14 protein-coding genes are annotated in these 15,738 nt (G+C 67.7%); 2 read left to right on the top strand and 12 right to left on the bottom strand.

The genetic code is table 11. The features are described 5' to 3' along the window. Positions 1-270 precede the first annotated feature (270 nt). The 7 genes from ACFTZB_RS01915 to ACFTZB_RS01885 all read right to left on the bottom strand — a co-directional run bounded on the left by ACFTZB_RS01915 (position 271) and on the right by ACFTZB_RS01885 (position 8,872). The gene (locus tag ACFTZB_RS01915; protein ID WP_378429850.1) at positions 271-2,400 is read right to left on the bottom strand and encodes a hypothetical protein; all 2,130 of its coding nucleotides are present in this window, start codon (positions 2,398-2,400) and stop codon (positions 271-273) included. Then, the gene (locus ACFTZB_RS01910; RefSeq protein ID WP_378429849.1) at positions 2,393-3,238 is read right to left on the bottom strand and encodes a glycoside hydrolase family 16 protein; all 846 of its coding nucleotides are present in this window, start codon (positions 3,236-3,238) and stop codon (positions 2,393-2,395) included. The genes ACFTZB_RS01915 and ACFTZB_RS01910 overlap by 8 nt, the downstream gene beginning before the upstream one ends. Further along, positions 3,222-4,556: a lipopolysaccharide biosynthesis protein gene (locus ACFTZB_RS01905; RefSeq protein ID WP_378429848.1), complete on the bottom strand. Its 1,335-nt coding sequence runs from the start codon at positions 4,554-4,556 to the stop codon at positions 3,222-3,224. The genes ACFTZB_RS01910 and ACFTZB_RS01905 overlap by 17 nt, the downstream gene beginning before the upstream one ends. Next, a complete protein-coding gene (locus ACFTZB_RS01900) occupies positions 4,553-5,938 on the bottom strand; it encodes a glycosyltransferase family 2 protein (RefSeq protein WP_378429847.1) in 1,386 nt (461 codons plus the stop codon). Before ACFTZB_RS01900 ends, ACFTZB_RS01905 begins: the two co-directional genes overlap by 4 nt. Beyond that, a complete protein-coding gene (locus ACFTZB_RS01895; RefSeq protein WP_378429846.1) occupies positions 5,938-6,942 on the bottom strand; it encodes a glycosyltransferase family 2 protein in 1,005 nt (334 codons plus the stop codon). The genes ACFTZB_RS01900 and ACFTZB_RS01895 overlap by 1 nt, the downstream gene beginning before the upstream one ends. Continuing rightward, positions 6,932-7,786, bottom strand: coding sequence for a glycosyltransferase family 2 protein (locus ACFTZB_RS01890; protein WP_378429845.1), 855 nt, complete (start codon positions 7,784-7,786; stop codon positions 6,932-6,934). Before ACFTZB_RS01890 ends, ACFTZB_RS01895 begins: the two co-directional genes overlap by 11 nt. 129 nt (positions 7,787-7,915) lie before the next feature. Next, positions 7,916-8,872, bottom strand: a complete 957-nt coding sequence (locus ACFTZB_RS01885; RefSeq protein WP_378429844.1) for a glycosyltransferase family 2 protein — start codon at positions 8,870-8,872, stop codon at positions 7,916-7,918. A gap of 294 nt (positions 8,873-9,166) precedes the next feature. On the opposite strand from ACFTZB_RS01885, the gene ACFTZB_RS01880 reads away from it, so the two are divergent. Beyond that, on the top strand, positions 9,167-9,673 hold the full coding sequence (locus ACFTZB_RS01880) for an FBP domain-containing protein (RefSeq protein ID WP_378429843.1): 507 nt from the start codon (positions 9,167-9,169) through the stop codon (positions 9,671-9,673). Here ACFTZB_RS01880 and ACFTZB_RS01875 read toward each other — a convergent pair. Beyond that, on the bottom strand, positions 9,633-10,766 hold the full coding sequence (locus ACFTZB_RS01875; protein ID WP_378429842.1) for an AbrB family transcriptional regulator: 1,134 nt from the start codon (positions 10,764-10,766) through the stop codon (positions 9,633-9,635). The two genes, ACFTZB_RS01880 and ACFTZB_RS01875, sit on opposite strands and share 41 nt — an antisense overlap. A 90-nt stretch (positions 10,767-10,856) precedes the next feature. Here ACFTZB_RS01875 and ACFTZB_RS01870 point away from each other — a divergent pair, with 90 nt between their 5' ends. Then, a complete protein-coding gene (locus ACFTZB_RS01870) occupies positions 10,857-11,555 on the top strand; it encodes a GntR family transcriptional regulator (RefSeq protein WP_378429841.1) in 699 nt (232 codons plus the stop codon). 9 nt (positions 11,556-11,564) lie between these two features. Here ACFTZB_RS01870 and ACFTZB_RS01865 read toward each other — a convergent pair whose 3' ends face one another. The 4 genes from ACFTZB_RS01865 to ACFTZB_RS01850 are packed head-to-tail and all read right to left on the bottom strand — an operon-like array spanning position 11,565 to position 15,691. Continuing rightward, a complete protein-coding gene (locus ACFTZB_RS01865; RefSeq protein ID WP_378429840.1) occupies positions 11,565-12,944 on the bottom strand; it encodes a tripartite tricarboxylate transporter permease in 1,380 nt (459 codons plus the stop codon). Then, positions 12,941-13,414 (bottom strand): hypothetical protein, encoded by a 474-nt coding sequence (locus tag ACFTZB_RS01860; protein ID WP_378429839.1) that lies wholly within the window; start codon positions 13,412-13,414, stop codon positions 12,941-12,943. Before ACFTZB_RS01860 ends, ACFTZB_RS01865 begins: the two co-directional genes overlap by 4 nt. A 32-nt stretch (positions 13,415-13,446) precedes the next feature. Next, entirely contained in the window at positions 13,447-14,415 is a 969-nt protein-coding gene (locus ACFTZB_RS01855) for a hydroxymethylglutaryl-CoA lyase (protein ID WP_378429838.1), read from the bottom strand. A gap of 1 nt (position 14,416) precedes the next feature. After that, positions 14,417-15,691, bottom strand: coding sequence for a hydroxymethylglutaryl-CoA reductase, degradative (locus ACFTZB_RS01850; protein WP_378429837.1), 1,275 nt, complete (start codon positions 15,689-15,691; stop codon positions 14,417-14,419). Between the last annotated feature and the right edge of the window lie 47 nt (positions 15,692-15,738).

Raw genomic sequence — 15,738 nt, 5'->3', positions numbered from 1 at the left:
TGTCGCTCGACGGCATCGCCGTCCGCCGCCTGGTGTGCTGTGGCGCGGACGGGCAGGCAACCATCAGGGTCTCGCGCTTCGCTGTGAGCGCGGCATCCGATTTCGCCATAGTGTTGATCTCCCGCCCCGGCCCCCACCGGCCTACTTGCCTCGAAGGGGGCGTTGTCGGCTCGGGTTCCGATCAGACCAGTCTTCCACATTTGTAGACCAAAACAAACCTCTTCCCTGTTATTGGCAGACTCTTTGTTCCTGACTTTCTTTTCCGGTTTCTCAGCCGCCGGTACCGACGGCTCCCGAACCGGAGCGATCGAACTGGTAGACAATGGTGTGCTCGTCCTGTAGCCGAATCGACCACTGCGGACTGTGCCGGAACTGACCTTCGAATCTCGCTACTGCCTCCGGGGTGAAGTACCGGTAATAAGCGATGGCATCGAGTGCCTGCGTCGTGAACACGAAATAGGTTTCTGCACTGCTCGATTCCGCAACCAATGTGATGTCCTCGAACTGGTGGGCATCGGGAAAGTCCTTCGGGAATTCCGGCCAGCGGTCGACGATCGGCGTGTCGAAGTCCTGATCGTGCTTGGCCAGATCCGCGTAGTCCGCGGTGGCGCGACTGGGGAAGCCCGCCGAATCCAGACTGGTGATCATGGCGGGGCCGTGGATGTCCGCCGTCAAGTCGTCGAAAAGGGTGACCTGCGACCGATACTCCACGACGAGCGACCACAGACCGTAATAGCCTTGCAGCCCCGCGACGGCTGCGCCACCCAGGGCGGCGGCGGCGACCAACGCGGTCGCCCGTTGGAGCCCAACATGACGACCGGTGCGGGTAATCGCAGCGAGGAATAGGGGAGCGATCAGGATCGCGCACCCGGGCAGCGCGTACAGGTACACCCGGAAGATTGCCTCGCCGCCGTAATTCTGCAGAAAGAGAAGGGAGAACGAGCTGAAGGCGATGATCACCGGCGCGAGGAACGGCCGGCCCTGACGCCACCACACGATGATTCCGACGACGGCGAGCACGATCACCGCGGCCGACAGTCCTCGGCACACCGTGGACGTGAAGAGCTTGCCGAGGGAACCCGCGTACTCGACGTTGCTGGACCCGTTGGCGACGGGGTTCGCGCCCGAGAACAACCCGTGCGGGAGCACGATGTACATGCGGGGTACGAGGTAGCCGACGAGCATCGCCAGGTACGGGACGGGGAGCCACCACGGCCGGATCTGCCGGGTCACCACGAGCGCCATGATGACCCCGAGCAGCCAGTACGGCGTCAGTTGGTGCGTCGGGATGAGGGCGGCGAACGCGAGGAGAGCGATGTACCCCGCATGGTGACAGGTCCGGGAGGCGATGAGCAGGGCCAGGATGCCGACCGCCATCAGCAGTGCGAACGCCTGGGGGGCGAAGTAGTCCTGTCCGACCCAGTTCACCAGTTCGATGATCATCGCCGCGGCGAGCGCATGCCGGATCCCCAGCCCCAGCAACATCGCCAAGGCTCCGACGAGCAACGCCAGCAGGGCATGGATCACCGGGGCGAACCACTGTGCGACCAGAAGCGAGTCGACGGACGTGATCTCGCCGAACCATGCGAATGCCGTGAAGAAGGCGGGCCACTCGCCGTACACGTCGATACCGCGTGGCGGAAGCGTCTGATGCTGCTGGAGATAGTCGACTACGCCGATGTGCTTGTAGGTCCAGGTGTAGATCGGAGCCTCGGTGATCAGGCTGACGGTCGCACGTTGGACGACGATCACTGCGCCGATGATCGACGCGGCGGTGACGAGGTGGTTCCTCCGCAGCGCCCAGGCGAACACCCCGGCCAGGGATGCGACGACGAGGACGAGTCCCGGCCCTGTACCGACGGCCAGCAGGCCGAACTCGGAATAGGGCACGCTGATCAGCCCCGGCAGGACAGCCAGCCAGGCCCCCAGCATTGCCATCGTCCACAGCAGGGGTGCGTTGCCGCGCAGTGCCGTTGCCCGGGGGAGGGCCGGGACGAGGGTGGCGAATCCTCCCGCGCGCCGCGCGTGGAGAAGGGCGGAGAGGGCGACGCCGGTGACCAGGGTCACGAGGATCGGCACGGGAACCCAGCGATTCGCCCAGCCGAGTACCGCGGTGAAACCTGTCATCATCGACAGACCCGTCACGGGTATCGCGGCAGCGACGGCGGGCGCCTGGAGCCGCATCCATGTCACCACGGCAAGTCCCGGCCCCGTGAGGATGAACGTCGCGAGCAGAATCGCGCGCAATTCCGGTGACAGCGGGGCCAATGCGAGCGCACCGGCCGCCGCCGACATCAAGGCGAGGATGTCGTAGCGACCTGACTCCGCTGCGTCGGTCGCAGTCGCGGTCGCCACCGCCGCGCCCCGGGGCGTGTCGAGCAGAGGCGCGGACCTAGTCACCGGTAACACGTACCCAGTCGACGACCATCGCGGCCGGGAATGGTGTGCTGCCGTCGGGAGGGCCGGGCCATTCTCCGCCGACGGCCACGTTGAGCAGGAGGAAGAACGGCTTGTCGAACACCCACCGTTCGTCCGGCGGGAGGCCCGCCGCGGTGACCGCGCCGGTGATCTGGCCGTCCACCCCGAACGTCACCCTGCCGGGAGCCTTCTCCACCCAGTAGGTGTGGAAATCGTCCACGAAGGTGTTCGCCACGTCCGTGGTCGGGCCGGCCTGCCAGTCGCCGCCGGTCGTCCTCGGCCCGATCACACTGCTGTACAGCTGGCCGGCACCACTGATTGTCTCGACGACGTCTATCTCGCCGCTGTCCGGCCAGCCGACGACTCCGAGGTCCGTGCCGAGCAACCAGAAGGCCGGATGCATTCCCGCTCCGCGCGGGAGTTTCGCGCGCGCCTCGGCGCGGCCGTACAGGAGGGACGTGCGTCCCTGCGTCGTCACGCGGGCGGACGTGTATTCACCGCCGTCGTTGCGGGCCTCGATCACGAGGTGCCCTGCGCCGTCCAACCGGACGTTCGACGGGGCGGACGTGTAGGTCTGGGCCTCGCCGTTGCCCCAGCCGCCGCCGCCCGTGTCGTACGACCACCACTGGGGGTTCGGCGGCGTCCAGGCGGGGCCGTTGAAGTCGTCGAACATGAGCGCCTGCCGCTTCTGGTACGACGAGACCGACTGCACTGCAAGGTCTGTGGGCGGAGCTGCCGCCTGCGCGATCAGTACGGCGCTCACGCCGATCAGCGACGCACGGGCCGCTCGAACCCACGATCGTCTACTCAACTCGCTCACCTCCCGGATCGTCTGCGGGAATCTCGTCGTACCCGCGCTCTTGTGAGGCCCGTCGAAGCCACAGGATCACCGGGCCGATCAGAACCAGCGCCGATACTGCCTCGGCGGCAAGGTAGGCCCAGCCGACGCCGACGACACCGACGGCCCGGGTGCCGATCAGGGAACCGGCGACGATGATCGACGTGGAGAGGCCACGGACGACCAGTGCCAACGTCAGTCTGCGGTGCACCCGCGCCAGTCCCTCGTAGACTGCGCCCACCACGGACAGGGGAATGAACACGCCGGCCAGGTAGAGCAAACCGGTGCTGTGGATTCGATACTCGGCGCCGACGACACCGAGGAGGAGGGGACCGACGACCACCAGTCCCGCGCCGCCGGCACACGCCACCACGGCGAGGGTGCGCACCAGTCGTCGGGACAGCGACGCGACCCTGCCCGGGTGGGCGGCGACTTCTGCCACGTATGGGCTGACGACCAGGTGCACCATCAGATACAACGCGCTGATCATGGCCCATGCGATCGCGAAGTACGCATTAGCCTCCGCGCCGACCTGCGTGACGACGATCAGCGGCACAACCAGCGGTCCGATCGCCCACAGCGCCGTGATGCCGAAGGACGAACCGAAGTACGACCACAGTTCACGGCGGGGCGGCAGGCTCGGTGCCGCGAGGAATCGGGGGTGGGAGCGGGATCGTCGGTGCAGCGCAACCAGAATGCACAGTGCCGCGGCCGCTGCGGTCGCACCCCACGCAGACACGATGGACACGGCCACGTCGGTGCCTGCCACTGCGAGCAGGACGACGAGCTTGGCCGCGGCATGGAAGGCGTTCTTCGCGGCCGACCACCTCGCCACTCCGAGTCCGGCGGTGGCCTTGTCCTGCAGCGTGAACACCCCGAGGACCATCACGAACACGGGGAAACAGACCATCGCCCAGCCGGATTGGAACAGCGGGTCGCGGGGGCCGAACACCACGAGCGCCGTCCCCGACAGGAGGGAGGTTGCAGCAACCAGGAGGAAACCGTGCTTGAGCAGTGCTCCGGTGTGGGTGCCCGCCAACGGCAGGAACCGCTCGTACATCGTGTCGATGCTGAGAATCGACAATGTCGACAGCATCACGGCGGACGTGATCAGCGCCGAGGCCACCCCCACTTCGTGTGCGGGGAACAGCCGGGCGGCCGCGGCCCAGAAGGCGAGTCCGAGAACGCCCGCCAGGACGTTGGCGAGAATCAGGGAGTTGGTGTTGAGGCGCAGGTTCCGCTCGGCCGGGTGTTCGGAGTCGACCCGCCGCGTCTCGATACGTGGAACGCCGGGGGTCACGGCTCGACCATCGGATGGTGGGGAACTGCAGTCGACCGCGGCGCCTGCTGTTCCCGCAGCGGCGCGGCCGCCCGTCCTTCTCTCCGCGCCTGCCGATACGCCCAGGGGCCCTTCACGATCGATCTGACGGTGGTGGAACCGATTCCCGGCGGCAGGAGCCCCGCGAGGTCGGCCGGCGGAGCCGTTTCCTTCGACGAGGAGCGGAGGTGGCGGACGAGCGCGCCGCCGCGCCGGGCCGCTGTGGTCGCCGCGAGCGTGGCCATCTTGCGATCACCGGCGATCTTCGTGAGCCACGCTCCGAGTCCGAGTCCGTAGCCGCGGGACTGGACGAGAAGGCCTTCGCTGTCGGAGCGGTGTCGATGCCACACGATCGCCGCCGGATCGTGAACGAGTTGGCGCCCCGAGCGGAGAATCCGGAAGAACATGTCGATGTCCTCGCCCCCGCCCGTCGGCGCACCCGCGCCGAGCGCCTCGTCGAAACCGCCGAGGCGGCGAACCACGTCGCGTTCCACCGCGAAGTTTGCGCCGGTTCCGTAGCAGCGAACGGTGAAGGGAAACAGGGGAACATCGTCGGGTGGCTTCGCCCACTCGAAGATGCGGGCGTCGGTGGAGTCCGACCAGCCGACCCGTCGATCGAAGTAGGCCTGCGCCGGCGTCCGGATCTCGCCGGCGGGGACCATCCCGGACACGCACGAGACCGACGGCCCCCGGCGGAAACCCTCGACCAGCGCGGAGAGCCAATGCCGATCGACGACCACGTCGTCGTCGGTGTACGCGACGATGTCACCCGTGGCCGCCGACAGTCCGGTGTTCCGCGCCCGGGACAGCCCCGGGAGAGGCTCACGGATCAGGCGCACCCGCGGATCCGCGAGACCGAGCACGTACTGGCGGGTGGCGTCGGTTCTGGGGGCGTTGTCGACGACGAGTACGTCGAACGACGGGTAGTCCACCGCAAGGACGGATCGGAGGGCAGCGCGCAGCATCGACACCCGGTCGCGAGTGCACACGACGACCGTCACCGGCACTGCCTTCCCCTCGGCCACGCGAGCCGGACCGGCCTGCACAGGGCGGTCCGACTCGGTGACCCGCAGTCCCGCGACTCGGCGCCTGAGCTCGCCGAAGTTCACGGAACCCTCCGACACCTCGATCTCGACGAACCCGAGCGGGCGTCCCTCGGCGCGCACGAGCAGTCGTGCCCGGCCGTAGCCCTCGGCGTCCGCCAACCGACAGCGGACCGGAATTCCCGTCGCTCGCCCGCTTCGGTCGGCATCCTCGATCGCGTCGACCCACACTTCACCTGTCCACACCGCACCGTCCCAGTCCGGCCGCTCGGGACTGTCCAGAGCCGGGCGGAGAGTGAGAGCGGGTGCGGCGGGATCCATCAGGTCCTCCCGGTATGCAGCCGGATGGCGGCCCTGCCCTGAACGTATCCGGCGGTCGTGACCGTCAGGCCCAACAGCACGACGGCTGCCCGCACGAGTCCGTCCCGTCGCATCGAGAGGCCTTCACGAAGCACCGCTCGTGGTAGGACGTGGAGGGTGTAGGTGCGCTCGCTGCTCAGCGCGTCCGATGCGGTGGTCAGCTCCGCGACGACGGCCTTCGACAGTCCTTCGTGATGGCATCTCCGCACGAAATATCGCAGGGTGGCCCGGTCCGCCGACACGTGGTGCTGCACCCGCATGTCCGGATCGAACAGGATCTGGTTGGAGCTCCTGTTCGCCCGGACGCGGATGCAGAGTTCGGTCTCCTCACCGCCGACGGGAACGGAGCCGACGCGGCCCACTTCGGATCTGAATCCGCCGACGGCGTACAGAACCGAGCGGCGCATCGACATGTTGCAGCCGATGGGGTTGCGGACGGGGGCGACCCGCGTCGGCTGGCCGACGTAGCTGCAGCCGACGACCCAGTCGAACTCCTCCGGAAACCACGAGGGACGGGCCCCGGACCAGCTCGGGACTGCGTACCCGCCCACGCCGGCAATTCCGCGATTCCGGTAGTGATGCATGAGGGCCTGCGTCCACCCCGGCTCGGCGCGGGCATCGTCGTCGACGAACGCGACCACGTCGCCGTGGGCGGCTCGGACGCCGGTGTTGCGTGCCCCGGACAGTCCCCGGGTATCCGCGTTCGCCAGGACCGTCACCCGCTCGTCCGTGCGGAATCGGTTGCACGCGCGGACATACAGCTCGTCGCAGTGATCGATCACCAAGATGAGTTCGGGATCGGGCCCGTCCTGGGACAGCACCGACTGCACCGAGCGGCACAGGTCGAACCAGCGCCGAGTGGTGAAGGCGCAGATGACGACCGAGAGGGATTCGGCCGGGCCCGCATCGAATTCGTCGGTCGCGTCCGAAAGCGAATGCCCGGTGGCCGGGACCTCATCGGGCAACGTAATCACCGCGATCGCGGGATCGCCACGAGTAGACGGACCGGCGAGTGAGTGAGGTCGGCCGCTCGACTGAATTCGCGGTCGTCTTCGTGCCGTTGCGGTGTTCCATCCGGACTGTGCGCAGTACCCGGAAACCGTCGCGCACCACGTTCAGGTTGCTCTTGCCGCTGATCCGGCGCCGCTCGAAGCTCGGTATCTCGACGATGCCGAGGCCGGAGGCCGCCATCCGGACGTTGATCAGCGTCTCGATTTCGAAGCCGTCACCCCAGTGGGCGTCGGGACGGTCCGTCGCGGGCAGCGACATCACGCTGACGTGCCGGCGCCAGAACGCGTTGTAGCCATAGCAGAGGTCGGTGAACGAGACAGCGAATTCCATGTTGACGAAGGAATTCAGCATCCAGTTGCCCAGCCGGCGGGTGAACGTGATGTCTGCGCTTCCACCGCCGGCGATGAACCGGCTTCCTTTCGCGAAGTCCGCACCGCGGACCAGCGCGTCGACGAACGCCGGGATCTCGGCGGGGTCGGTGGACCCGTCGGCGTCGATCATCACCACGATGTCGGAGGTGGCATGCAGGAAACCACAGGCCAGCGCATTGCCCTTGCCTTTTCGGGTCTGTGTCAGGATCTTCGCCTGGGGCCACAGCCGTCGCGCGACGGCCACGGTGTCGTCGACGGAGTTGCCGTCGACGAACACGAGTTCGTCGATGCCAGCCGGCATCCGGGCCGCGACGAAGGGCAGATTCTTCGCTTCGTTCAGTGCCGGCATCACCACCGACACGGACGGCCTCGGCGTAGTTTTCCTCGGATTGCCGTTGGGGTGAATCTCGGTCACGTGTGCATCCATCGCCTTCACGTCCGTTGCGTCATAGGGGCTTTCGAGTGCCCGTGTGCTGCTGAAGTCTGGGTTCTCTCCGGATGATCGCTACGGTCCGGAGTCTGTTCGTTGCGGTGATCTGTACGTGTCCAGGCGGATTCATCCCGGCCGTTCCCGGCCTTTCTCCGATCCGAGTGCACGCCGGCGCCTCGATGCGCGGAGCGCGCTGAGTGCGAACAGCAGACTTCGCCGCATCTGCATGTCGTACGAATTGATCCGGCCCATTACTCGGTCAGACAGCGGGATCTGCCATTCGGGATCGTGGATCAAACGACTCGTGAACTCGAGCTGCTGGGCGAGCTGCGAACGTGCCGAGGTCAATGCGGTGTTCGAATCGCTGCCGATCCGGAAAGATGCCAGGGTGCGCGGCACACCGACGAAGTCGCCCTTTCGAACGAGCCGCGACCACAGGTCGAGCTCCATCGGAAAGAGAAGCTCGCCCCGGAACCCGCCGCACCGGTCGAAATCGACTCGGCGGAACATCCCGGCCACCGGAGGACCAATGGGGTTGCTGCCACTCCGGACGATTCGCCGGACCACCGTTTGTCCCGAATTTCGCCCGACGATTCCCCCGAGCCCCCGGGCCGGCCGGAGCAGCGCGCCCTCGTCGTCGATGAAATCGGTCCGCACGGACACGAGCGCTACGGCGTCGTCGGCCTCGAGCACCGCGGCTTGTGTTGCGATGCAATCGGGCTCGATGGTGTCGTCGGCGCACACGAGCTTGACGAATCGTCCCCGGCTCTCGCGTATCGCGAGGTTGAAATTGTCCACCATCGGCACCGTCGCGTCGTTCCGGATGATCCGGACGCGGTCGTCGTGGACGTTCTCCAGGATGTCGCGGGTGCCGTCCGAACTGTCGTTGTCGACGATCACGATTTCCAGGTCGATGAAGGTCTGCGCCAGAACGCTGTCGAGCGTTGTCTGCAGATGACGCTCCGCCTGATAGGCAGGAATGCACACAGAGACGGTCGGTGGTCGGTCCCGGTCTCGGCCCGGGACGGACCTTGTGTCGGCCTCGCGCCTCGATGTATGCGCGGTGTCCGAATTCGTCACCATGCTGTTCTCCCACCCCGGCCCCGCACCCGTCGATTCGCACCGTGGTTACAGCGTTTCTCGGCTTGGGTTCCGATCAGACCAGTGTTCCACATTCACTGTCAGAAACATACCTTTTCCCTGTTATCGGAAGAATTACTCAACCGTATTCAGGTTTTTCCGAAAATGGTTCTCGTTTGCCTGCACGGGGGCGCGTCCGCGCAACGTGGAATGCCGAAAATCCGTTGCCCGCCGCTGTCGCGGTCCGTAGTGTCACGAGGCTTTGTCCACCCGTCGACAGAAGGAGTTCTTTTCGTCATGGAACCTGTCACCGAACACGACATTCGCTCGTCGTTCATCAATTGCTCCAAGGGCGACGCCAAGCGCCTGCCGGTACCTCGTGACCTGGACGATCGGCCGTGGGAGGACCTCGACTTCCTCGGCTGGAGCGACCCGTCGTTTCCCGGCCGCTGTTATGTCGTCGTACCGCGGGAGGGTCGACTGGTCGGCGTGGCGCTGCGCTACGAGACGGGCGGTTACCGCCGCGCGCAGATGTGCACGGTCTGCATGACCACGCACGCAAATGGCGGCGTCTCGCTGATGACTGCGCGTAAGTCGGGGGAGTCCGGGCGCCGGGGCAACTCGATCGGCACGTACATGTGCGCCGACCTCGCCTGCTCGCTGTACGCGCGCCGGAAGAAGTCGCCCGCGCTGGGCAGGCAGTACCGCGAGGATCTCGAACCGGAGGAGAGGATCGCGCGGGTTCGCGACAACCTCGACGCGTTCATCTCGCGGGTCTACGGGCGCGGCGGCGCCGAGAACTGAAGTGGGCGAATGCCTTCGCCATGATCGGGGTGGTGACGAGCATGATGATCAGCCGCAGCACCTGCGCGGCCGCGACGAACGTGACGTTGGAGGAGGTGGAGGCCGACACGGCCAGCACCGCCGCCAGACCGCCGGGGGTGGTGGCGAGATAGGCCTCGAGGAGGCTCGCGCCGGTGAGGTGGGCGAGAAGGATGCCCAGGCCCGCGCACGCCGCCCCGACCAGGAAGGTGAGCAGCGCGGCGTACGGCAGGATCCGTCCGATCGCCCGTAAGCTCGCCCGGTCGAATGCGAGCCCGGCCTGCCAGCCGATGAGGATCAACGCGGCCGTCATCAGCATCGGCGGGACCGAGACCGCGTCGCTCCAGCCGCCGAGTTCGAATCCGGCGCTCACCGCCAGCGGCCCCAACGTCGCGGGTGCGGGCAGTCTCAGAAGGGACGCCGCAGCGGTGCCGCCCACGATGAACAGTGCCAGGAACGGCAGTGCCACATACCATTCGGCGCCGCCGCCGTCGGTGGCCGTCGCCGTTCCGGTACCGGTATCCGCGCGGAAACCGAACGTGACGATCATCGGCATCGACACGACGACGAGCGCCACCCTGAGATATTGCACCACCGCGACGATGCGGTCGTCGCCGCCGAGTTCGCGGGCCATCGCGACGAGACCGGTGGCGCCGCCCGCCGTCATGGCCAGGGATCCGGTCACCGCGTCCACGTCACGATGGAGCGCGAGGAGGGCGCCGGCCGCCACGCTGATCACCAGGGTCGCGGCCGCGATCGAGACCACCGGCACCCACAGCGAGCCGAGGGCCGCGATCGTCTCCCGGTGCACCATCAGTCCGACCGCACTGGCCAGCACGCCCTGGGCAAGCTTGCCCAGCGGGCGGGGCACTCGGGACGGACCCCGTCCGGTGACGGCCAGGGCCGCCGCGACTATCAGGGCCGCGAAAAGGCCGGCCGCCGTGAGTCCGATGCTCTCGCCGAGGGCCCAGCCGCCGGCCGAGAGTGCGATCAGTGCGGCCCATCGGAGTCCGTGACGACGCAGTCGGGATGCGCGCGTCGGCACGGTCCGTTCGGGGGCGTGCACGTCGTTCACGATCGGGCGCCTTTGTCGGGATGCTGTTCTTCGATGGTGTGCATTAACGTATACCTTAGCCGATGCCATTGCGAACGTTAGAATGTATGCATGGCGGGCGAGAGCAAGAGCGAACAGGTATACGGGCAGCTCAGGGCGGACATCCTGAACGGGGTTCTGTCGCCGGGGCAATCGCTGAGTGCTCTCGACGTCGGCTCGCGGTACGCGGCGTCCCGTACCCCCGTCCGTCAGGCCTTCCTTCGACTCGAAGCGGAAGGGCTGGTCACGCTCGTCGACCGGCAGGGCGCCCGGGTCGCCCCCATCTCCATCAAGAGCGTCCGCGACCTCTTCGAACTACGCATCCTGCTCGAGGCGGCCGCGGCGCGTATGGTCGCCGAGACCGTCGCCCGGGACTCCGCGGCCCGGCAGCAGTTCGAAGAGGTAGCGGAAGCACTCGAGGCGATCTCCCGGGAGGAGCCGTCCGAGGACCGGCGCGATCGCTACTACGCACTCACCGAAACCTACGACCAGGCGGTCATCGCGCACACCCGGAACGCGCAGCTGGCCCGCTCGATCGCCGAACTCCGTCCGCACACCGAGCGGCTGCGCAACATCGCCCACTCCCGCCCCGACCGCCTGGACGTCTCGCTGGCCGAGCATCTGTCGATGTGCCGTGCGATCCTCTCCGGCGACGGGGCCGCCGCTGCCGCAGCCTGCGCCGAGCACCTGACGCAGACGCAGCAGACCATTCTCGCGGCGGTGGTCGATCCTCAGGGAACCGGTGTCTCCATCGACCTGGTCACCGCGTAGCCGGCGCGGTCAGAGCGCGAGGATGGCGGGGACGCTGAGGACCGCCACGTAGTACCCCATGAACAGGACACCGGCGTGGATCTTGAACGCCCGCGACAGCAGACCGCCGACGAGTCCGACAGTGAGGGTGACGGCGAGCCCGAGGATGCCGCCCTCCCACACGCTGATGACGACGACCAGGCCGGTGAACGTGGCAATGATCGCCTCGTGGCTGACGTACCGGACGACCAGGGTGGCGGCGCGGTGGGCGAAGTTCATCGCGAACGGGTACGCGATGATCGCGGCGATCACGACCGCACCGAGACCGTAGAGCAGGAACTCCCAGTTGGTCAGTGCCGTGGACAGGTTGCGGATCTGCCCGGTGCCGTCGTCGGTGGTGAAGACCGGTGGCGCGTTGAACAGGGGAGCGGCCGGTCCTGCCGCGACCGGGCTGAGGGGCAGGCCGAACGCGATGAGCGGGATGAGCGCTTCGGCGATGTACGTCGATTCGGTGGTCCCGTTGCGGGCGGCGATGACCGACGTCAACCGGTGGTAGCCCTGCTTGACCCGGGATCCGACGACCTCACCCATGAGAACGGTCATCGCGACGGGGCTGAAGACGAATGTGGCGCTGGAGACGGTCGCCGTCGCGGCGACGTGCGCCGTCTGTTTGCGGTCGAGCATCCGGAACGGGTTCGGGAAATACCCGTTCCACCCCTTGATCTCCGGAGCGAGCCACACCGTCGCCGGTTCCTTGCGGGCCATGTCCTTTCGTCCCGACGCACCCAGCACGAGGAACAGGTCCGCGATGAGCGGACCGACCGCGATGCCGAGGAAATAGCTGATGTTGAGGGAGACGTCGTAGCTCTTCGTCAGCGACTTGAGCGCGAGGACGAGGACCACGAACGGCACGAGCGCGGCCACCCCGGACCATTTGCCCGGCGACGTGTAGGCGATCGCGACAGCGGCGACGAGGAACAACCAGGGCGCGATCGACTGGACGGTGTCGGCGACCGGTGCGAGCAGGGTGGCGAACAGCACCGCGACGGGGACGGCGATGAATGCGGAGATGATCGCACCCGAGATCGCCTTGCGCAGGGCGATGTGCGGCACGCCGAGGCTGCGCAGCAACCGCGCCTCGCGCATCAGCGGCACGGCCATCGTGTCGCCGGGGATGCCGAGCAGTGTGGTGGGCACCGCGTGGGTCATGTGCTTGGCGACGGCGCCGGCGAGGAAGAACGTGAATACCGCCGCGGGCGGGGCGCCGAGCAGGATGACCAGCAGCGTCAGCGGGGCGATGGTGGCCGTCTCGTCGGTCCCGGACACGAGCCCGATCAGGGAGAACACGACCGCGCCGATGACGCCGAGCGCGATCGCGACGAGGACGTCGTTGGTGAACAGCACGCTCATGGTCGTCCGCCCGTCCCGTGCGTCTCCGCCTCGGCGAACCGGTCGTAGAGGTCGAGATCCTTCAATTCCTGGACCGTCTGGGCAGGCAGGTCGCTGACCGACCCCAGCCCCTGACGTTCCTCCTGCAGCACCCGGATCACGTCGCCGACCTTGTCGCCCTCGGACGAGTCGACGGCGATGTTCCGCTTGGGGCGGAACAGCTTCCCGCTGACGACGCCCGCGACGAGGCATGCGGCGATGCCGACCAGAAGCGCATACGCGTCTGCCAGAGACGAATCCGTGACGAAGGAGTTGAAGAACGCGGTGGCGCCGAGGAGCGCGCAGACGCTCACGACGATACCGATGACGACGGAGACGGCGAGATCTCGCCCGGCCGCCGTGTCGCCCCACACCTCGAGGTAACGAGGCCGAGGCGTCTGATCGTCGGTGGGCGGGGGCGCCTGCGAGGCGGGCTGGCTTTCGATGGACATCGTCTGTGCTTCCGTGTGAGGGGTGTCGTGCGCTAGGAGAGTGCGGCGGTCAGGGCCGTCGCCACCCGAGACGGGCTGGGACGGCCGATGTGCCCGGTCATCCAGCGGGAGGTGTCGGTCAGGGTATCGAGGTCGATGCCCGTGCTGATGCCGAGGCCGTGCAGCATCCACACCAGGTCCTCGGTGGCGAGGTTCCCGGTGGCACCCTTCGCGTACGGGCACCTGCCGAGGCCTCCCGCCGCGGTGTCGAATTCGGTGACTCCCGCGATCAGCGCGGCGTGGACGTTGGCGAGTGCCTGGCCGTACGTGTCGTGGAAGTGTCCGGCGATGGAGTCGACCGGCACACCGGCGGCCACGACGGCGTCGAGCACGGCTCGGACGTGGCCGGGGGTGGCGACGCCGATGGTGTCACCGAGCGAGATCGACGTGCATCCCATGCCTGTCAGTTCCGCGGCGATGTCGGCGACACGGCCGGGATCGACCCGTCCCTCCCACGGATCGCCGAAGCACATCGAGATGTAGCCACGGGCGCCGATTCCTTCGGTGCGCGCACCCGCGACCACCGGCCGGGCGTTGTCGAGCGCCCCGGCGACGGAGGTGTTCAGGTTCTTCCGGGCGAACGTCTCGGTGGCGCTGACGAAGACGGCGATCTCCCGGGCGCCCGCGGCAAGTGCCCGTTCCAGCCCCCGCTCGTTGGGGGCCAGCACGACCTGGCGGACGTCGTCGGGAAGGTCGGCTTCGGCCATGAGTGACTCGGCGTCGGCGAGTTGCGGAATCCATTTCGGGGAAACGAAACTCGTCACCTCGAGTGATCGGACCCCGGCGGACACGAGCCGACGGCAGAACTCGGCCTTGACCGCGGTGGGGACGAGGGTTGACTCGGCCTGGAGCCCGTCGCGCGGTCCGACTTCGTAGACGCGGACCGCGGAGGGAAGCGCGGGGTCGGCGAACGCGTGGGGCGCCGGACGCCACACGGGTTCGGGATTCGCGGGGGTGGTCATGTCAGTGTCCGGAACGGAGGTCGGCGAGCACCTTTTCCGCGTGCTCGACCCGGATGCGCTGGTCGTCGATGAGCCGCGTGACCACCAGATCGAGTTCGTCGCCGGTGGCGCCGGCCGAGGCGGCGATGGTGCGGGCGTGCAGACTCATGTGGCCGCGCTGGATGCCCTCGGCGGCCAGCGCCCGGCAGGCGCCCAGGTTCTGCGCGAGCCCGACCGCGACGATCACGTCCGCCAGCTCCGAGGCGGTGGAGACGCCGAGCATCTTCACCGCCGCCTGCGCGACGGGGTGCACCTTGGTGGCGCCGCCGACCAGTCCGACGGCCATCGGCACCTCGAGGGTGCCGGAGAGGTGACCGTCCGCTGTCTTCTCGAAGTGCGAGAGCGCCGTGTACCGGCCGTCCTCGGCGACCGCATGCGAGTGGCAGCCTGCCTCGACGGCGCGGGTGTCGTTGCCGGTGGCCAGGACGGCGGCGGTGATGCCGTTCATGATGCCCTTGTTGTGGGTCGCTGCGCGGTAGGGGTCGGATTCGGCGAGCGCGGACGCATGGACGATGTTGTCGACCACCTCTTCGCCGCCGAGCAGATCCCTGTCGAACACGGCCCGGGCCCGGGTGATGCGGAGGTCCGCCTTGTTCGTCAGGATCCGCAGCAACGAACGCCCGCCGGAGATTTCGGCGAGCCGGGGAGCGATCGCCTCGGCCATGGTGTTGACGGCATTGGCGCCCATGGCATCTCGCACGTCGACGTGGATGTGGACCACCACGTGCACGCCGGTGCGCGTCGGGACGAGTCGCGCGGTGAGGTCGCGGGCGCCGCCGCCGAATCGCACGAGCATCGGATCCTGGGCATTGGCCAGTTCGATGATCTCCGTGCGTGCCTCGAGCACCCGCAGCCGGGACGCCTCGGGGTCGGGGCAGTCGAGGATCTGGATCTGGGCCTGCATCACCGGATCGGTGCTGGAGGTGTGGAAGCCCCCGCGGACCCGCGCCATCCTGGCGGCGTTGCTGGCGGCGGCCACCACGGACGGCTCCTCGGTAGCCATCGGGACGAGGTAGTCACGCCCGTTGACGGTGAAATTGGTGGCGACGCCCACCGGGATCGCCATGACCCCGACGACGTTCTCGATCATGTGATCTGCTTGATCGACGCCGAGGCCCTGGCCGGGATCGAAGACGGCGACGTCGAGTTCGGACAGGCCGGTCCTCTCGGCGATCACGGTGCGGCGCTGCTGCGCGCTGGAATCCTTGAGACCCGGGATGCGGCTGTTGACGGGCACTGTGTTCCTCCACGTACTCACGGGCGGGGGCGTGTGGTGAGCCCCGA

It is taken from the genome of Rhodococcus sp. NPDC057014 (assembly GCF_042673295.1).
In the GTDB taxonomy this organism is placed as follows: domain Bacteria; phylum Actinomycetota; class Actinomycetes; order Mycobacteriales; family Mycobacteriaceae; genus Rhodococcus_F.
Note: the sequence above shows the minus strand (reverse complement) of the source record. Positions and strands in the feature narration are given on the sequence as shown.